The organism is Bradyrhizobium sp. KB893862 SZCCT0404 (genome assembly GCF_018130885.1).
Lineage (GTDB): Bacteria > Pseudomonadota > Alphaproteobacteria > Rhizobiales > Xanthobacteraceae > Bradyrhizobium > Bradyrhizobium stylosanthis.
On record NZ_JAFCLT010000002.1, the window covers coordinates 13267 to 31023 of the forward strand.

The 17757-nt window shown below is 66.5% G+C and carries 14 protein-coding genes; 8 read left to right on the forward strand and 6 right to left on the reverse strand.

From position 1 onward, the window contains the following. Nucleotides 1–36: 36 nt before the first annotated feature. Nucleotides 37–1506: an NAD(P)/FAD-dependent oxidoreductase gene (locus JQ617_RS08950; protein WP_212026014.1), complete on the reverse strand. Its 1470-nt coding sequence runs from the start codon at nucleotides 1504–1506 to the stop codon at nucleotides 37–39. A 214-nt stretch (nucleotides 1507–1720) separates the two neighbouring features. Between JQ617_RS08950 and JQ617_RS08955 the strand changes: the two genes are divergently transcribed. Both JQ617_RS08955 and JQ617_RS08960 read left to right on the forward strand, forming a co-directional pair. Continuing rightward, the gene (locus tag JQ617_RS08955; RefSeq protein WP_212026015.1) at nucleotides 1721–2257 is read left to right on the forward strand and encodes a SixA phosphatase family protein; all 537 of its coding nucleotides are present in this window, start codon (nucleotides 1721–1723) and stop codon (nucleotides 2255–2257) included. Nucleotides 2258–2313: 56 nt separating this feature from the next. Next, entirely contained in the window at nucleotides 2314–2739 is a 426-nt protein-coding gene (locus JQ617_RS08960) for a universal stress protein (protein ID WP_063687873.1), read from the forward strand. A gap of 1244 nt (nucleotides 2740–3983) precedes the next feature. On the opposite strand, the gene JQ617_RS08965 is transcribed toward JQ617_RS08960, so the two are convergent. Then, nucleotides 3984–4217: a DUF1127 domain-containing protein gene (locus tag JQ617_RS08965; RefSeq protein ID WP_063687875.1), complete on the reverse strand. Its 234-nt coding sequence runs from the start codon at nucleotides 4215–4217 to the stop codon at nucleotides 3984–3986. 186 nt (nucleotides 4218–4403) lie between these two features. Here JQ617_RS08965 and JQ617_RS08970 point away from each other — a divergent pair, with 186 nt between their 5' ends. Then, nucleotides 4404–5747: an aminotransferase-like domain-containing protein gene (locus tag JQ617_RS08970; protein ID WP_212026016.1), complete on the forward strand. Its 1344-nt coding sequence runs from the start codon at nucleotides 4404–4406 to the stop codon at nucleotides 5745–5747. 13 nt (nucleotides 5748–5760) lie between these two features. Here JQ617_RS08970 and JQ617_RS08975 read toward each other — a convergent pair whose 3' ends face one another. Continuing rightward, nucleotides 5761–6342, reverse strand: a complete 582-nt coding sequence (locus JQ617_RS08975; RefSeq protein ID WP_212026017.1) for a hypothetical protein — start codon at nucleotides 6340–6342, stop codon at nucleotides 5761–5763. Between the two features lie 64 nt (nucleotides 6343–6406). Between JQ617_RS08975 and JQ617_RS08980 the strand changes: the two genes are divergently transcribed. Continuing rightward, complete coding sequence (locus JQ617_RS08980) at nucleotides 6407–6841, forward strand: hypothetical protein (protein WP_063687881.1); 435 nt, start codon at nucleotides 6407–6409, stop codon at nucleotides 6839–6841. 4 nt (nucleotides 6842–6845) lie between these two features. Here the strand turns inward: JQ617_RS08980 and JQ617_RS08985 are convergent, their stop codons facing one another. The 3 genes from JQ617_RS08985 to JQ617_RS08995 all read right to left on the reverse strand — a co-directional run bounded on the left by JQ617_RS08985 (nucleotide 6846) and on the right by JQ617_RS08995 (nucleotide 11425). After that, the gene (locus tag JQ617_RS08985; RefSeq protein WP_212026018.1) at nucleotides 6846–9245 is read right to left on the reverse strand and encodes a bifunctional diguanylate cyclase/phosphodiesterase; all 2400 of its coding nucleotides are present in this window, start codon (nucleotides 9243–9245) and stop codon (nucleotides 6846–6848) included. A 113-nt stretch (nucleotides 9246–9358) separates the two neighbouring features. Then, nucleotides 9359–10768, reverse strand: coding sequence for an MFS transporter (locus JQ617_RS08990; RefSeq protein WP_212026019.1), 1410 nt, complete (start codon nucleotides 10766–10768; stop codon nucleotides 9359–9361). Between the two features lie 150 nt (nucleotides 10769–10918). Beyond that, the gene (locus tag JQ617_RS08995; protein WP_212026020.1) at nucleotides 10919–11425 is read right to left on the reverse strand and encodes a YciE/YciF ferroxidase family protein; all 507 of its coding nucleotides are present in this window, start codon (nucleotides 11423–11425) and stop codon (nucleotides 10919–10921) included. A 428-nt stretch (nucleotides 11426–11853) separates the two neighbouring features. On the opposite strand from JQ617_RS08995, the gene JQ617_RS09000 reads away from it, so the two are divergent. From JQ617_RS09000 to JQ617_RS09015, 4 genes are all read left to right on the forward strand, one after another. Beyond that, a complete protein-coding gene (locus tag JQ617_RS09000; protein ID WP_212026021.1) occupies nucleotides 11854–12936 on the forward strand; it encodes a lysylphosphatidylglycerol synthase transmembrane domain-containing protein in 1083 nt (360 codons plus the stop codon). Between the two features lie 100 nt (nucleotides 12937–13036). Then, nucleotides 13037–14983, forward strand: a complete 1947-nt coding sequence (locus tag JQ617_RS09005; protein WP_212026022.1) for an SGNH/GDSL hydrolase family protein — start codon at nucleotides 13037–13039, stop codon at nucleotides 14981–14983. A gap of 329 nt (nucleotides 14984–15312) precedes the next feature. Next, nucleotides 15313–16665 carry an MFS transporter gene (locus JQ617_RS09010; protein WP_212026789.1) on the forward strand — a complete coding sequence of 451 codons (1353 nt, stop codon included), beginning with the start codon at nucleotides 15313–15315 and terminating at the stop codon, nucleotides 16663–16665. Nucleotides 16666–16789: 124 nt separating this feature from the next. Next, a complete protein-coding gene (locus JQ617_RS09015) occupies nucleotides 16790–17695 on the forward strand; it encodes a LysR family transcriptional regulator (protein WP_212026023.1) in 906 nt (301 codons plus the stop codon). Nucleotides 17696–17757 lie beyond the last annotated feature (62 nt).

Here is a 17757-nt window from a genome sequence, read left to right on the forward strand (position 1 = left end):
CCGACGTTACACTTCCGGGCGGAATTTTTCGCGGGTCTATTGCGAGACGGCATCATCCCGCGGCGCCGGTTCCGTCTCCCCGTGAACGCTCTGGGCCGCCGGGGCCGGCGGTGACGGCGGCCGCGGCCGCACGCCGGGCGGCGGACGGCGCGGACCGGTGCCGGCGGCCCGGTTGGCTTCGGCAAGACGCGCCTCGCGCTCCCGATCCTTGACCCTGGTCCGCTCGCGGTAGCGGGCAAGCGAGCCCGCGGCGGCGGAACTCGCCCTGCCCCAGATCCCGACCAGCTGGCCGGCGACACGGCCCGTGGCGCCGCCCGCCCAGACCAGCTCGAACGGCGAGAACAGCTTCCAACGCTCGTCGCCCCACAGGATGCTGCGCGCGATGAGCTGTCCGGCCATGGCCGAGGTGTTCATGCCCTGGCGCCCGAAACCGCTCGCCACCCACAGGCCTTTGCGCAACTGGCCGATCTGCGGCATGCCGTGCACGGTCTGGCCGGTGGCGCCGCCGAACATGTCGGTGATCTCGACATTGCCGAGCTGCGGGAAGATGCTGCGGATCCGCCGCTTGACGCTGCCTGCAAAGCGCTGCGGACGCGCGGCCCAGGTGGTCTCGGGGCTTTCCCACATCAGGCGGTCGCCATCGACGATGCGGAAATGGTCGACCCCGTCGGAATCCATCACCGCCCCCTTGAAGCCGATGATCTCGTGCACGCGCTCGCCGAGCGGCGCGGTGATGCCGGCGTAGCGCGAGACCGGCAGCAGCGTCTCGGACAGCCGCCGCAACGGCGCGCCGAGATGGATGTTGCCGGCCAGCACGATATGGGTCGCACGCAGCCGCGCCGACGGCGTGACGATGCGCTTGCGGATGCCGGAATGATCGATGCTGACGACCGGCGTGTCCTCGAAGATGCGGGCCCCTGCCCGCCGCGCCAGCGCTGCAAGGCCGTGCACGTATTTGCGCCCGTCGACCTGGAACGCTTTGGGATAATACACGCCGTGGAAATAGTGATCCGTCCTGAGCAGCGCGCGGACGCGATCGACCTGCCAGCCCTCGACCTCGGTGTCGAAATCCTCGTTCAGCATCTGCAGCCGGCTGATCAGCCGGTCGCCGGCATCGACGTTGGAGACCTCCAGCACGCCGTCGCTCGGGGCGATGCCCGGCATGTTCTCCTCGGTGGCGTTGGCGCGGACGAACTCGGCCCCCTCCCGCGACAGCGCCCACAATTCGCGGGCGTCCTCGAAGCCGATGCGCTCGATCAGCTCGGCGAGCGGCAGTGCAAAGCCCGGCATCACGGTGCCGAGCTGGTTGCCGGAGGCGTTCCAGCCGATATGGCGGCCCTCGAGCACGGCGACGCTGGCCCCGAGCCGGGCCGCCTCGAGCGCGATGGAGAGCCCCGCAAGCCCGGCCCCGATCACGCAGATGTCGGCGTCGATATCGAACGACAGCCGCGTGCGCTCGCGAAAGCCGGCTTCTTCCTGGGACACGCTTGTGAAAGTCTCGCTCATGTCGTTTTCTTAGAGCATGATCCGGAAAACTGTGCAGCGGTTTTCCGGGAGATCATGCCCAAAAAACAAGAATTTAAAGCGCGATGTGGATTGCCCTAATCTGATCGCGCGCTAAAGGACTGTGCGGGCGCTTGTCACCTTGTCCTCAACGGGCGTCTGTGTCCTCAACGGGCGTCTGTAGATTATCCCTGACGTGGAACGATTCGAGAATGCCATGCGCCGTTTGATGCTGCTGCGTCACGCCAAGACCGAGACTGACGCGCCGAGCGGCCGTGACCAGGACCGCCGCCTCGACGACCGCGGCCACAAGGATGCCGCCCGGATGGGCGACTGGATCGCCAGTCACCCGCCCTTCCCCGATGCCGTGCTGGTGTCGCATGCCGTCCGCGCACGGCAGACCTGGGACATCGCCTGGCAGGCGATGAAGGACCGTGTCGCAGCGCCGCAGGTCGAGGTGCTGCCGGAACTCTACGGCGCCGATCCCGCGCAGATCCTCGACTCCATTCGCACTGCAACCGCCCCGGCGAACCCGAAGCAGTTGCTGCTGGTCGCCCACAATCCCGGCATGCACGAGGCCGCCCTGATGCTGATGGGCGGCGGCGATCCGGCCGGCGCCAAGGCGCTTTCCGACAACCTGCCCACAGCGGGGCTTGCGATCTTCGACTTTGACGTCAAGGATTGGGGCGACGTGGCCTACCGCCGCGGCAAGCTGGTGCTGTTCGTCAGCCCCAAGCTGCTTCGATCGGCCTGAGACGCGCGGGCGCCCGTCTCGACCGGTTGACCAGCTTGGTCAATAGGGAGGCGCAGATGTTCAAGTCCATCCTCGTGCCCATCGACCTCGCCGACACCGATCTCGCCAAGCCGGCGATCGCGACCGCGGCAACGCTGTCGCAGACCTGGAGCGGGTCGATACGGCTGCTCAACGTGTTGCCGATGACGCCGGTGATGCTGGCCGAATACGTGCCGGCCGATTTCGACGAGCAGCAGCGCCAGACCTCGGAAGAAGCCCTCGCCATCGTCGCACGCGAATCCGGCATTGAGCCGGCGCGCATCTCCAGCGTGGTCCGCCAGGGCGGCATCTATCACGAGATCCTGGAAGAAGCCGTGCACATGAAGGCCGACCTCATCGTGATGACCTCGCACCGGCCGGCGATGCGCACCTATTTCCTCGGCTCCAACGCCGGCCACGTGGTGCGCTACGCAAAATGCTCGGTACTGGTGGTGAGGCACTGAGGGGGGCGCGACAAACTCCGCTCTCGTGCCCCGGGCGCTCCCGGCGATGCGAAGCATCGTCCGGTGTGATGCGCTGCAGAACCGGGGCCCATTGCATCACCGAATGCAAGGCGTCCTGGGTCCCGGCTCTGCGCAGCAGCGCGTCCGGGACACGAGAGAACCAGCCTTGTAGCCCGGATGGAGCGAAGCGCAATCCGGGACCGCTCGCGCCGCGAACTCCCGGATATCGCTTCGCTCATCCGGGGTACAAGACCGTGTGTTGCCCGACGGGCAAAACACACAAAGGCTCGGTCAACGCGCACCGTCAAAAATATTCCACTTTACCGAAATTCGGAAACGGCGTATTCGTCACCGCAACCCGGCCCAAGGAAGAGGGGCGTATCGCGATCGTCACGAACGCGGGCCGGGCGGCGGTGGACGTGGGTCACATCGGCGCGAAGGGTTTTGCAGGGCGGGCAACCGTGAGCAAGGACGTCGCGCACACGACCGGTGCGGCTCTCGTACGGCAAAATCGTGTGGTCCTGACGCCCGGGGTCTGTGCGTCAAGTCCCAGCGGTGATGTGGCGGCCCAACCGGGCTCGTGCATCAGCCATCTCGCGGGACGACGGGGGCAATAGTGCATCGCTCCCCGGGGAGAGCACGACATAAGCCGTAAAGCCACTGCGCAGGGAAGGCCGGATGTTTGGCTTCACCTGTATGCCGCTGTGCAAATTCTTGTTGCCGCCTTCCGCACAGTGGACCGTGGGTGCCCGGCCGGCACCCGGCCTTCCCTGCGCCCTCTTTCATCGGGGGTGACGCAACAAGGCAAAGCTCGGGCTAAATCAGCCGCGAGAACGCGAAGGCGTGTCTGCAGCGGCGTAGGATGGGTAGAGCACTTGCGAAACCCATCATGCTTCAACGACGGAAGTGTTGATGGGTTTCGCTTCGCTCTACCCATCCTACGAGCTGCCACCCACGCGCCGTCATTGCGAGGAGCCCTTGCGACGAAGCAATCCAGACTGCCTCTGCACAGGCATTCTGGATTGCTTCGCTGCGCTCGCAATGACGATGTCGAGAGAGCCCTGCACCAAAACTCCGCTCTCGTGCCCCGGACGCAGCGCTCCTTCAGCGGTGCGTTGCAGAGCCGGGGCCCATGTCGCAGCGAACCGTGCGGCCCGCTGGGTCCCGGCTCTGCGCAGCAGCGTAAAAACGCTGCAGCGCGTCCGGGACACGGGAGCGAGCAGCAGCGCTCGCTCAGCAAAGGCTTACAGATACCGCGACAGCTCGGTCTTGAACTGCCCGTACACCGCGTCCTCGATCTGGCTGCGGTTGATGCCGATGTCGCGCAGGGCGCGGTCGTCGAGCTCGTTCAGGGTCTTGACGGCGGAGCGGCGCTCCAGGCGGTCGAACAGCGTGGTGGCGGCGTTGGCGAGCGTGGCAAAAAATCCGCTCGACGAGGGGCGTAAACTCCGCCCGGCAGTTTGCGAGATGGTGGTCATGTTTCTTCTCCGGCGTATGTCCCGCGCGGCGAAGCAGCTGCCGTTGGCGCGGACGCTTGTGGGCGCCTGCACCTCATTTGCCGTCGGATTGCTCTCGCTCACCTCGGCTCAATCGCGGAACTTGATGGAACTTAAATGCTCCAGTACACTACTCGGAGCAAGTAAAACATTGCTCTCGGTGCAATAATGTCCAAGTTCGAGTACGTGAAGCTTGCCGATGCCATTGCCTCGGATATCTCTAACGGCACGTTAAGGCCCGGCGACCGGCTGCCGCCGCAGCGCAATTTTGCCTATGACCGCGGCATCGCGGTCTCCACCGCGAGCCGGGTTTATACGGAGTTGCTCCGACGCGGCCTCGTGGTCGGCGAAGTCGGCCGCGGCACATTCATCTCCGGCGACATCCGGCGCGAGGTCGAGGCGCTGAGCGAACCGCGCGATGCTCGGATCGATTTCGAGGTCAATTATCCGTTATTGCCGCAGCAATGGGCGATGATCGCCAAGAGCCTCGCCGGGCTCGAGCGTGTCGACGCGCTCGAATCCGCGCTGCGCGTCTCGACCAGCACCGGCACCAAGAGCGCGCGCAATGCGGCAGCGGCCTATCTCGCGCGCAAGGATTTTGCGCCGCAGGCCGAGCACATCGTCTTTACCGCCAACGGGAAGCAGTCGCTCGCGGCCGCCCTCGCCGCGCTGGTCCCGACCGGCGGACGCTGCGGCGTCGAGGCGCTGACCTACCCTTACGTCAAGAGCATCGCCGCGCGGCTCGGCATCACGCTGGTCCCGATTCCCATGGACGAGCACGGCGCGCGGCCCGACGCGATCCAGAAGGCGCATCGCGAGGCGCATCTGTCGGCGCTGTATCTGCAGCCCATCATCCAGAATCCGCTCGGCGTCACCATGAACGCGACGCGGCGCGCCGACATCATGCGCGTCGCCGAGAAGCTCGATCTCACCATCATCGAGGACACCGTCTACGGCTTCCTCGCCGACGACACGCCGCTGGCCGCGCTCGGGCCCGACCGCTGCATCGTGATCGACAGCCTGTCCAAGAAAGTCGCACCGGGTCTCGCGCTCGGCATCCTCGTGACACCGCCGCACCTGCGTGAAAGCGTGATGAGCGCGGTCCGCACCGGCGGCTGGATCGCCTCGGGCCACGCACTCGCCTCCGGGCAGCGGCTGATGGCCGACGGCACCGTCGCCGAGCTGACGCGCCTCAAACGCATTGACGCCGCGCGTCGTCAGCAGACCGCGGCAAGGCTGCTCAACGGCTACCAGATCGCGGCCGATATGCGCGCCTATCATCTCTGGCTGACGCTGCCGCCGCACTGGCGCTCGCAGACCTTCGTCGCCGCAGCCGCACGGCGCGGCATCGCGCTGACGCCGTCATCGACCTTTGCGGTCGCCCATGGCCATGCACCGAACGCGGTGCGCCTCGCCCTTGCCCCGCCTACCCTCGAGCAGCTCGATTCCGGCCTGCGCACGATCGTCTCGCTGCTCGGCACCAAGGAAGAGGATTTCGACTCGACGGAGTAGCGCGCGTCCAGAGCTAAGGCAGCAGGGCCCTCGGCACCTGTTCGAAGCTGTAGCTCTGCGGCTGGTTGCGGCGGACGAAGCCGCCGACCTGCCAGACGAACAGCGCGGCAAAGCCGAGGATGAAGAGCACGCCGGCGAATTCGCCGATCATGAGCGCGCGGATCAGAAGTCCCGCCATCGCAACCGCCAGCACCGCCAGGAACGCCAGCACCGCCGCATAGGTCTTGCGGCCGAGGCCCGCGGTCAATTCAGCACGGCTGCCCGCCTTCGCCATCCGCGCATGGAGCTCGATGAGAAAATCGCGAAAGCCATTGTCCTGCGGCGCCATCAGGGCCGCGGTTTGCCAGCTCGTCGACAGGATGGCGATGCGGCCGCCGCCCTTGTGGCTGACATCGGCGCGAAAGCGGTGCTGCTGCATCGACACCGGGCGGAACGACAGCCGGATCGCCGAGATCTCGTCGTAACGCCACAGGCCCGACCGTCCGGCGATGTGCCAGGACAGCCCCTCCTCGGTCAGCTCGAAGCGATGCGCCGAGCCGATCAGCGACGCCTTGTAGGCGTAGCTCGTGGCCGCCCCGGCTCCGGAAACCTGCATCTCGAAATCAATCCCGTCCGCGATCCGCTTGCGCGGCCGCCCTCGCCCATCCTACAAGCGGGACATGGCTGAGACGACCTTTTTTCCGCGCCGCCTGATTCTCGGGGCCGCCATGATCTCCGGCGTGCTGCTCGCGCTCGCGGTGCACATGCTGGGCGCGCGCTACGGGCTCGACCTCGGCGGCCTCTGGCGCTCCGACGCGCACGAGTACATTCCGGCGGGCGCGGCGATCGCGTGGTGGCTGATCGCAACCGTCGGCTTCTCCGGCGGCTATTTCACCGCAAGCCTGATGCAGAGCGCCGTCTCCGGCCAGATTCCGCAGCGCATGCGGCAATTCCTGATCGCGGTCGGCGTGCTGCTGCTTGCGGGTGCCGGCCAGGTGGCCTCGGCGCCGAGCCCGATCCCGACCGTCTCGGGCGTGCTGGCCGGGCTTGCCGCCCTCTGCCTCGGCGCCGTGATGGCATTCTGCGGCGCGCATTTCGCGCTGCGCCGCGGCTGATCGCTTACGCCGAGGCGCGCAGCCGTGGCCGTTCCAGCATCATCGCGACGTCGGAAGCGGGCCGCGGCTTGCTGAACAGGTAGCCCTGCGCCTGGGTGCAGCCCTCGCGCCGGAGCAGCTCGAGCTGCGCATCGTTTTCGACGCCTTCCGCCGTGGTGACGATGCCGAGGCTGCGGCCAAGGCCGGTCACCGCGCGGATGATCGCCATGGAATCCTCGCGCGTCGCCAGCTCCGACACGAAGGAGCGGTCGATCTTGATCTTGTCGAACGGGAAGCTGCGCAGATAGCTCAGCGACGAATAGCCGGTGCCGAAATCGTCGAGCGAGATTCGCACGCCCATGGCGCGGAGCTCATGCAGCGTGGTCAGCGTCGCCTCGCTGTTCTGAAGCAGCACGGATTCGGTGATCTCGAGCTCGAGACGGTTCGCGCTCAGCCCGGAGGCGGCCAGCGCCGAGGTCACGGATGCGATCAGGTTCGGGCTCTTGAACTGCACCGGCGACAAATTGACGGCGACGTCGATGTCGTCGGGCCAGCTGGTTGCATCTGTGCAGGCAGAGCGCAGCACGAATTCGCCGAGCTGGACGATGAGGCCGGTCTCCTCGGCCAGCGGAATGAAGCTGATGGGCGCGATCAGGCCGCGCTGCGGATGATTCCAGCGCAGCAGCGCCTCGAAGGCGACGACACGGCCGCTGGCGACGTCGCGGATCGGCTGGTAGTACGCCTGGAACTCGTCGCGTTGCACCGCTGCACGCAGATCCATTTCCAGGAGGCGCCGCGCCTGCGCGCGGGCATCCATGCCGGTCTCGAAGAAACGATAGGTGCCGCGGCCGTCCGCCTTGGCGCGGTACAGGGCGAGGTCGGCGTTTTTCAGCAGCTCGTCCGGATTGCTGCCGTCCTGCGGCGACAGCGAGATGCCGATCGAGACCCCGATGACGATCTGATGGTCGTCGATCTCGTAAGGCGCCGAGATCACTTCGACGAGACGGCCGGCCAGCGACCGCGCGGCGGCTTCCTCGGAACGTCCGATCTGGACCACGGCGAATTCGTCGCCGCCGAGCCGCGCCACAGTGTCACCGTCGCCGACGGCAGCCTTGAGCCTGCGACCGACCTCCTTGAGCAGCGCATCGCCGATGGGATGGCCGAGCGAATCGTTGATGTCCTTGAAGTGATCGAGATCGAGGCAGAGCACCGCGAGCTGGTCGTCCGACTTCGCGCGGTGCAGTCCCTGCTCGAGCTGCTCGTGGAACAGCACGCGGTTCGGCAGGCCGGTCAAGGCGTCATGGCGCGCCATGTGCGAGATCTTGGCCTGTGCCTCCAGCCATTCGGTGATGTCCTCGAAGGTCGCGACCCAGCCTCCGCCCTGCATCGGCTGGTTGACGACCCGGATCGAGCGGCCGAACCGGTTGACGACGTCGGTCGTGGTGCGGCCCTCGCGCGCGTCGGCAATGAGGCGCGCGAAGAATTCGTCCGCATCGCCCTGCCACTGGCCCTTGGCCTGCTCTTCCCTGAGCACCTCAACCAGCAGGCGGCCGGTGAGCGCGATGTCGGTGCGGCGGAGCATCGAGGCGTAGCGCTCGTTGAACAGGATGATCTTGCCCTCGGCATCGAACATGCACAGCCCTTGCGACATGTTCTCGAGCGCGGAGTCCAGCACCAGTTGCTGGCGTCCCAGTTCGCCCTTGGCGCGGCGGTCGAGCAGCGCGGCGACGAGCGCGATCGCGATGATCGCGACCGCGGCACTGGCCGTGAGGAAGGACATCGATGCCGGCGGGATCGACAGCCCGCTGATCGCGAGCGTCGGGTCCGGCGTCAGCAGCACCGCGCCCATCGCGGTGAAATGATGCGCAACGATGGCCAGCGTCAGCAGGACGGTCGCGCCCAGTGCATGGGAGAGATCGTCGCGCCGCGCGGCGACGAACAGCGCAAGCGCCGCAAAGACGGCTCCGAGCAGCACCGAGGCGGTCACCGTGCTTCCGACCCAGTCCACGCGGGCCGGCATCTCCAGCGCCGCCATGCCAGTGTAATGCATCGCGGCAACGCCGCCGCCGACGATGGCACCACCGACGACGATCCAGACCGGGCGCACGGACGAGACCGCAACGCTCAAGCCCACGAAGGTGATCGAGATCGCAAGGATCAGCGAGAGAATCGTGATGGGGATGTTGTAGGCGCCAGCGCCGCCCGGCCCATAGGCCAGCATCGCGATGAAATGCGTCGCCCAGACGCCGCACCCGCTGACGGCCGCATCCAGGCTGATCCAGGCGAGGCGTCCCGGGCCCTGCGTGGCGCGGGCCCGGTGAAACAGGCTGATCGCCGCGGCGCTCGCGAGCAGGCACACCGCGCCGCCCAGTGCGACCAGTCGCCAATCATGCTCGTCGGTGAGACAGTAAAGAACTTGATACATTGCGGGCCCCTATCAACCCGCACTTCAAACCGACAGAGGTGGACGATCGGTAACCGGCTATGTTCCGGCTCCGGGAATGGTGAACGGGAGATGTGTTCATTCGCTCGGATTGTTCATCCCCGCGAAGGCGCGCCGATCCCGATCACGGCAGCGGCGAGCAGCAACACGGCTGCCGATACCGCCAGCGAGGCGTGCAGCCCGGCCATGAAGGCCCCCTCGGAGGCCACCAGCGCGCCGAACAATGCGACGCCGAGCACGCTGCCGGTCTGCCGCGTCGCGTTCAGGACCCCGGCCGCGATGCCCGAGCGCGCCTTCTCGACGCTGCCCAGCAGGGTCGAGGTGAGCGGCGGCACCAGCAGCCCTAGCCCGCCGCTGATCGCGATCATCTGCCCGCAGATCATCAAATAATGCGTATCGGCCTCGATCCACAGCAGGCCGAGACAGCCGAGCGCCGAAATGCAGGCGCCGGCGACGATGGTCGGGCACGCGCCGATGCGCTCGGCGAGAACCGGGGCCAGCAGGTTGACCGGCAGCACCGCCCCCATCATCGGCACGAAGGCGAGCCCCGTCCACCACGCCGACAGCCCGTTGATCCGCTGGAAGTAGAGGCTGAGCACGAAGATCAGGCCATAGATGGCGACGTTGACGAGCAGGCCGACGATCGTCGTCAGCGTAAACAAGCGGTGACCGAACAGCGACAGCGGCAGCATCGGCTGCACGGCGCGGCTCTCCCGCCAGACGAACAGCACGGCCAGGATCAGGGCCGACGCGAAGGCGAAGACCACGGCGGGATGTCCCCAGCCAAGCGCGCCGCCCTCGATGATCGCACCGGCCAGCGCGCCGAGCGCGCCGATCGCCGCGAGCTGGCCGGGCAGATCGATCTCGCGCGAACGCGCCCGCGTGGTCTCGGTCGCATAACGCCAGCTCAGCCAGAGACCGATGAGCCCGATCGGCAGGTTGACCAGGAAGATCGCGCGCCAGCCGACCAGCGTGATCAGCGCGCCGCCGACGAAGGGACCCGCGGTGAGCGCCAGGCTGGCGCCCGCGGCCCAGACCGCGACGGCGCGGCCGCGCGCGCGATCGTCCGCATAGGCATGGTTGAGCAGCGCCAGCGAATTCGGCACCAGGATCGCCGCCGCCAGCCCCTGGACCAGTCGCGCCGCGATCAGCACGACGGCATTGGGCGACAGCGCGCAGGCGAGCGAGGCCGCGGTGAAGATGGCAAATCCCGCCATGAAGACGCGCTTGGCGCCGATCCGGTCGCCGAGCGCGCCGGCCGTCAGGATGAAGGCGGCAAAGGCGATGGTGTAGGCGCTGACCACCCATTGCAGCTCGGCAACGCCGCCCCCGAGGGTTTTGCCCATCGCATCGAGCGCGGTGTTGACGATGGTGACGTCGAGCTGCACCACGCCATAGCCGAGGCTCATCGCCGCCAGCGTCAGCGAAGTCGCAAGACGCGATCCGGCACGGTGTGCGCCGGCTTCGCCGCCGAGAGATTGATATCTGAGGGTGTTGGCTCGCATGCTGCACCTCGATTGCAGCCCCATGCGAATATAGGCCTTCAGTCCGTTGTCATGCTTCGAGAATGACCGAATGATGGATGCGCATGCGCGAACTCGTCAACCGGTGCGCTTCCCCTCTCCCCTTGTGGGGAGGGGAAGCGCTTTCGTTGCTCAGCTCGCCGCGCGCAAATTCACCTTGCTCTCGGCAAGCGTCGTCAGCTTTTTGTCGGTCGCCTTCTCCTCCTCGAGCGTCTTGGCGAGCACGGTGGCGCAGTCGTTGCGGCCGAGCTGCTTGGCCCAGGCGATCAGGCTGCCGTAGCGTACAATTTCGTAATGTTCGGCGGCCTGCGCCGCATTGATCAGGGCCGCGTCCAGCACCGCCTTGTCGGCGACTTCGCCCGCGGTCTCCTCGGCCTCCTCGATGATGCCGTCGATCGCCGGACAGTCGACCGCCTTCACCTGCGCGCCGTGCATCTTGAACACTTCCTCCAGGCGGGCGACGTGCTGCCTGGTTTCTTCGAGGTGCGTCAAAAAGCCCTGTTTCAGCTGCGGATCGGTGGCCTTGGCCGCCATTTTCGGCAACGCCTTGGTGAGCTGCTGCTCGGCGTAATAGATGTCCTGGAGCTGGTGCACGAACAGGTCGTTCATGGTCTTGATGTCTTTTGTGAACAGTCCCATCGATCCGATCCTCTTGGGGTTTCGGGAACACGGAGGCGCCGGCTTGCAGGAAAAGCCGCTTATTCCGCCATGTTCGATTGCTGATGGGGCGCTAACGGACGCCCGGGATCGACGTTCCTAAAAAGCCCGCAACGCTTGAGCTGGAACAATGCCGGCGGCGACACGATATGAAACCGTGCCGGCATGAGAATGGACGATCCGGACCTATCTGCCGACTCATATGCTTAACGCGCGTGCGATGTGAACCGCATATGACAAAAGTAGCGGGTCTGGCGCAGAACCTATCCTTGTCAAGGGCTGCACAAGACACCGTTTTTGCCTTAAATGAGCTGGATCATATCTAGCGATCGACGCCTGTCTTCGGCAACGATCGCACCCGACTGGCCAATGCCCGGCCGGGTCGGTCTTGCCCCCCGCCGGGAGGATGAATGCACGGACTGCTGCCCGCGCTGAAGCGCGGCTTCAAGAGATGGATCGGCTGGCGACGGCTCGGTGTTGCCGCGAGCGTCTTCATCATCGCCTTCGCGATCACGACGCTTGTGCGCACGCTCAAGCACATCGATACCGGCGTCATCCTGACCGCGTTGACCGAGATTCCCCGCGCCAATATCGGGTTGGCCGCGCTCTGCGTCGTCTTCGCGTTCTGCACGCTGACGTTCTATGACTTTTTTGCACTGCGAACGATCGGCAAGAAGCATGTGCCCTATCGCATCGCAGCACTCTCGAGCTTCACGTCCTATTCGATCGGCCACAATATCGGCGCAACCGTCTTCACCGGCGGCGCGATCCGTTTCCGGATCTATTCGGACTACGGGCTGAACGCGATCGACGTTGCCAAGATCTGCTTCCTGTCGGGCCTGACCTTCTGGCTCGGTAACATCTTCGTGCTCTCGATCGGCATGGTCATCCATCCGGATGCCGCCTCCTCGATGGATCAGCTCCCGTCCTCGATCAACCGGCTGATCGGGATCGGCGGCCTCGCCTCGATTGCCGCCTATCTGGTCTGGCTCTGCATGGGCGAGAAGCGCCGCGAGCTCGGCCAGAAGGGCTGGAAGGTGGCGCTGCCCTCGGCGCCGCTGACGCTGGTTCAGATCCTGATCGGCGTGGTCGACCTCGGCTTCTGCGCCACGGCGATGTATCTGCTGATGCCGGCCAATCCGCCGATCGACTTCATGTCGCTGGCGGTGGTGTTCATCCTGGCGACGCTGATCGGCTTCGCCAGCCATGCCCCCGGCTCGATCGGCGTGTTCGACGTCGCCATGCTGCTGGCGCTGCCCGAATTCGGCCGCGAGCAGCTCCTGGCGACGCTGCTGGTGTTCCGCATTCTCTATTTCGTGATCCCGTTCGGCCTCGCCATCTCCATCATGGGCACGCGCGAGCTCTGGATGAACGTGGTCGAGCCCTGGCAGGAGCGGCGGCGGCTGGCGGAAGCCTGCGCCCAGGCCAACCTGCCGAAGCAGGTGACGCCGATGGAGCGCGAGCGGTCGCTGCGGCAGGCCAGCAAGCGCTGAACCGCCGGGAGCGGCCCGCAGGATCATCAGTCAAAGGTTGCGGGCGGAGGCGCAATCCTCTCTTATTTCCGCCTCAACTTTGCCGTTGAAGACGCGGGCCATGATCTCAGTAGTCCTTCGTACCCTCTCCGCAGGCGCCGTGCTGCTTGCCGGCGTTCTGTCCGCCTTGCCCGAGCGCGCCGCCGCGCAGGACGGGAGCCTGCAGATCAGCTGGGAGGTGCGCAATCGCTTCCGCCTGTTCCGCGAGGAGCGCGACTTCCTGCTCCATGTCGAGAACGCGCGTAACCGCAACATTCTCGCCGCCGAGCAGTCGCTGGAGCTCCAGAGCGAGGGCCGCGGCTGGGCCCGCAACATGGTCAACCGGCTCTGCATCGACCTCCAGGGCCGGGTCAACCAGCCCTGCACCCGCGACAACGTCAAAGAGAACTACATCACCCCCATCGACCATCCCGTGACCGTGCGCCTGACCGGCGCGGTGCCGGTCGGCGCCACCTGCGCCTGGTCGTTCGACGACGGCGACGGACCGCAGGCCTCGACCTTCGACTGCGCCGAGCCGGTCAACCTGCGCGTCCGCTACGGCAAGCAGACGGTCGCAACCGTCGACGTCTCCTCGGGCTCCGATCCGACCCAGCGCGTCCAGACCGAGATCCAGGTCCGCGACATCTTCGTCGCCGGCCTCGGCGACAGCATCGCTTCCGGCGAAGGCAATCCGGACCGGCCGCTGGCGTTGTCGGACGAAGGCTTCTGCTTCCGCTCCTATCTCGGCACCGCCGGCGCCCAGTATTACCGGCCGAGCCGCGCCGGCTACAAGGGCGGCCGGGCCTGCGAGGCGCCGGACACGCTCGCCAACTGGCAGCACTACAGCGCGCAGTGGTTCAACGCGCCCTGCCATCGCTCGCTGTACAGCTACCAGGCCCGCACCGCGCTGGCGCTCGCCGTGCGCTACACTCATATCGCAGTGACGTTCCTGCCGCTCGCCTGCACCGGCGCCAGCATCGGCGACGGGCTGCTCGGCTCGCAGCGCGCCCGCGAATGCCCGCCCGGCAAGACCGGCGTCTGCAATACCAGCGTCAACGCGCAGGTCGCCGAGCTGAAGGAAGCGCTCACCGCGGCCAAGAAGCGCCAGCCCGACCGCACGCTCGATCTCGTGCTGCTCTCGGTCGGCGCCAACGACGTCTATTTCTCCGGCCTCGTCGCCGACGTCATCGTCGAGACCGCGACCGAGCGCGCGCTGTTCCGCCGCTCCGGCGTGATGGCGAGCGTCGACGATTCCCGTGACGCGCTGGCGCGCGAGCTGCCCCAAAACTTCGTCAAGCTGCGCGAGGCGCTGAAGCCGCTGGTCGGCGGCGATCTCTCGCATGTGGTCTATGTGTCCTACGCCAATCCGGCGCTCGCCGACGGCGGCGTGCCCTGCCGCGGCGGCCGCGCCGGCTTCGACATCCATCCCTCGTTCAACGCCGATCCGCAGCGCCTCGCGCGCGTCTCGACCTTCGTCGACACCGAATTCCTGCCGCAGCTGAAGGGCCTTGCCACCTGCACCCGCGGCGCGCTGTGCCGCGATCCCGAAGCCGACCGCATGACCTTCGTCGATGCGCACCAGGCCGCGTTCGCCGATCACGGTTTTTGCGCGCATTCGGGCAATGATCCGGAATTCGACCGCGCCTGCTTTGCCGAGAACGGCCAGAGCTTCAACCCTGACATCGTGAGCGCGGCGAGCCAGCCGATGCTGTGCGGCCGCGGCGCGTCCGAATACCGCGCCTACCTGCCGCGTGCGCGCTGGATCCGCGACGCCAACGACAGCTACTTCGCGGCGATGACCTATCCGCAAGGCCTGCCCGCCGCGAGCCAGCCGACCGACATCCACGATGCCACCTGGGGCGTGCTCTCCGCCGTCTACGGCGGCGCCGTGCATCCGAGCGCCGAAGGTCACGCCGCGATGGCGGACGCGGCATTGCCGGCGGCAAGCGCGGTGCTCGGCCTCGATGCCGTGCCGCCGGGCGTGACAAGCGGTTTCCTGCCGCAGCTGCTGCCGAGCGCAAGGCAGTAAGGCCAAGCCCGCCGTCGTTGCTCCACTCTCGGTGTCATCGCCCGACTTGATCGGGCGATCCAGTACGCCGTGACGATCCTGCTTGAATCGAAAAGCCGCGGCGTACTGGATTCCCCGCCTTCGCGGGGAATGACAGCGGCGTGCGTGGTGTAGCGCGGCGCCACAACTACACTCCCGCATTCGCCATCACCGCCCTTCGTTCCCCGCACCTGCCGTTCCATCAATCCAAAAACGGCATTGATCGATACTGCCTTGAACTTGGACACCTTGCCGCACGCGCCTCTAGGACTCGCCTCGAGGAAACATTTCGAGTTCTAAGGAGGCGCATGATGAGCGCAGTGGTGTCCGCAGCGGACGTGAGAAGGTCTCGCGTCAGGCTGTTCATCGTGACCATGTTGTTCCTGGTCACCACCGTGAATTATGCCGATCGCGCCACGCTTTCGATCGCGGGTCCCGCGCTCTCCAAGGAGCTGCATCTCGATCCCGTCGCGATGGGCTGGATCTTCTCGGCCTTCGGCTGGTCCTATGTCGCGGCGCAGGTGCCGGGCGGCTGGCTGCTCGACCGCTACGGCTCGCGCGTCGTCTATGCTTTCAGCATCATCGTCTGGTCGCTGTTCACCCTGATGCAGGGCTGGGTCGGCTTCCTCAGCGCCGGCGCCGCCGTCGCCGTGCTGTTCGTGCTTCGCCTGCTCGTCGGCGTCGCAGAAGCGCCGTCCTTCCCGGCCAATGCGCGCATCGTCGCGGCGTGGTTTCCCGGCAATGAGCGCGGCACCGCGTCGGCCTTCTTCAATTCGGGGCAGTATTTCGCAACCGTGATCTTCGCGCCGCTGATGGGCTGGATCGCGCACAGCTACGGCTGGCGCTTCGTGTTCTTCGTGATGGGCGCGCTCGGCGTCGTCATGGGCCTCGTCTGGCTCAAGACCATCTACGGCCCGAAGGAGCATCCCTCGATCAACGAGGCGGAGTTCGACTACATCAAGGAGGGCGGCGCGCTGGTCGATCTCGACGCGCCCAGGGACGATGCGCTGCGCGCGCGTGCGCCCGAGGCCGGCTCCGGCTGGGACCACATCCGCCAGCTGCTCTCCAACCGCATGATGCTCGGCGTCTATCTCGGCCAGTACTGCATCAACACGCTGACCTATTTCTTCCTGACCTGGTTTCCGGTCTACCTCGTCAAGGAGCGCGGCCTGTCGATCCTGCAGGCCGGCTTCGTCGCGACGCTGCCGGCGCTGTGCGGCTTCATCGGCGGCGTGCTCGGCGGCATCATCTCCGACGCCATCCTGCGCCGGACCGGCTCGCTGACCATGGCGCGCAAGATCCCGATCGTCGGCGGCATGCTGCTGTCGATGTCGATCATCGCCTGCAACTATGTCGACGGACAGGCGATGGTGGTCGGCTTCATGGCGCTCGCCTTCTTCGGCAAGGGCATCGGCGCGCTCGGCTGGGCCGTGGTCTCCGACACCTCGCCGAAGGAAGCCGGCGGCGTCTCCGGCGGTCTGTTCAACACTTTCGGCAACCTCTCCTCGATCACCACCCCGATCGTGATCGGCTACATCCTGGCCGCGACCGGCTCCTTCAACGGTGCGCTGGTGTTCGTCGGCGCCAACGCGCTGGTGGCCGCCTTCGCCTATCTCGTCGTGGTCGGCAAGATCGAGCGGGTGGTGCTCAAACGTTCCTCCTGAGGGCTCCCATGGGAGCTTGACCAGGCAACTCAACGGCGGCCCTCAAAAGCCGCCGTCTTTGTTTTGGGGGTGATCGATGCTAGAAGTGCCGGGGAAACGCCTTATCCATCTAAGGCATGTATCGATGTTCGACCTCAACCAGCTCCGCTGTTTCGTCACGGTGGCGGAGGAATTGCATTTCGGCCGCGCCGCGGCGCGGCTCAACATGACCCAGCCGCCGCTGTCGCGGCAGATCCAGGTGCTCGAGCACATCATCGATGCGCCGCTGCTGGAGCGCACCAGCCGCTCGGTGCGCCTGACGCCGGCGGGACGCAGCTTCCTGCCGGAGGCACGGCGCATCCTCAAGCTCGCCGAAAGCGCCTCGCAGGTCGCCCGCCGCATCGCGCTCGGCAAGACCGGGTCGCTGAAGATCGGCTTCACCGCCGCTGCCGCCTACGGCTTCCTGCCCGAGCTCGTCGCGGCCTGCCGGGCCAAGCTGCCGGAGGTGGATTTCTCCCTGAAGGAGATGGTGTCCGGCGACCAGTTCGAGGCGCTGACCTCGGGCCAGATCGACGCCGGCCTGCTCCGGCCGCCGATCGCGCGGCCCGAGCTGACCAGCCGCCGCGTCGTCGCCGAGCCCCTGCTCGCCGCGATCCCGAAGAAGCACCCGCTGGCGAACGCCGAGAGCATCACCATCAAGGATTTCGACGACCAGCCCTTCGTGATGTATTCGCCCTATGAGAGCCGCTACTTCCACGACCTGCTGGTGGCGCTGTTCACCCGCGCCGACGTGCTGCCGCGCTACGTGCAGCATCTCAGCCAGATCCACTCGATCCTCGCCATGGTCCGCGCCGGCCTCGGCCTCGCCATCGTGCCGGCCGCCGCCGCGAGCCTGAAGATCTCCGACGTACGGCTGCGCCCGCTGAAGCTGCGCAACCGCGTGCCGGTCGAGCTGTTCATGGTCTGGCGCCGCGACAACGAGGATCCGCTGCTGGCCGCGCTGGTCAAAATCGCTGGCGAATTGTCCTCCGCGGAGATCGCTGAGGATTGATGCTCAATCCGCATCGGTCGATATAGGCTTTGGCTTGGACGCGCATCGAACGGTTGCCTAAA

Coding starts and splice junctions, on each gene's coding strand:
- JQ617_RS08950 (WP_212026014.1), bottom strand. CDS start 1,506: ATGAGCGAGACTTTCACAAGCGTGTCCCAGGAAGAAGCCGGCTTTCGC.
- JQ617_RS08995 (WP_212026020.1), bottom strand. CDS start 11,425: ATGGGACTGTTCACAAAAGACATCAAGACCATGAACGACCTGTTCGTG.
- JQ617_RS08960 (WP_063687873.1), top strand. CDS start 2,314: ATGTTCAAGTCCATCCTCGTGCCCATCGACCTCGCCGACACCGATCTC.
- JQ617_RS09000 (WP_212026021.1), top strand. CDS start 11,854: ATGCACGGACTGCTGCCCGCGCTGAAGCGCGGCTTCAAGAGATGGATC.
- JQ617_RS08965 (WP_063687875.1), bottom strand. CDS start 4,217: ATGACCACCATCTCGCAAACTGCCGGGCGGAGTTTACGCCCCTCGTCG.
- JQ617_RS09005 (WP_212026022.1), top strand. CDS start 13,037: ATGATCTCAGTAGTCCTTCGTACCCTCTCCGCAGGCGCCGTGCTGCTT.
- JQ617_RS08955 (WP_212026015.1), top strand. CDS start 1,721: ATGCGCCGTTTGATGCTGCTGCGTCACGCCAAGACCGAGACTGACGCG.
- JQ617_RS09015 (WP_212026023.1), top strand. CDS start 16,790: ATGTTCGACCTCAACCAGCTCCGCTGTTTCGTCACGGTGGCGGAGGAA.
- JQ617_RS08970 (WP_212026016.1), top strand. CDS start 4,404: ATGTCCAAGTTCGAGTACGTGAAGCTTGCCGATGCCATTGCCTCGGAT.
- JQ617_RS08975 (WP_212026017.1), bottom strand. CDS start 6,342: ATGCAGGTTTCCGGAGCCGGGGCGGCCACGAGCTACGCCTACAAGGCG.
- JQ617_RS08980 (WP_063687881.1), top strand. CDS start 6,407: ATGGCTGAGACGACCTTTTTTCCGCGCCGCCTGATTCTCGGGGCCGCC.
- JQ617_RS08990 (WP_212026019.1), bottom strand. CDS start 10,768: ATGCGAGCCAACACCCTCAGATATCAATCTCTCGGCGGCGAAGCCGGC.
- JQ617_RS08985 (WP_212026018.1), bottom strand. CDS start 9,245: ATGTATCAAGTTCTTTACTGTCTCACCGACGAGCATGATTGGCGACTG.
- JQ617_RS09010 (WP_212026789.1), top strand. CDS start 15,313: ATGAGCGCAGTGGTGTCCGCAGCGGACGTGAGAAGGTCTCGCGTCAGG.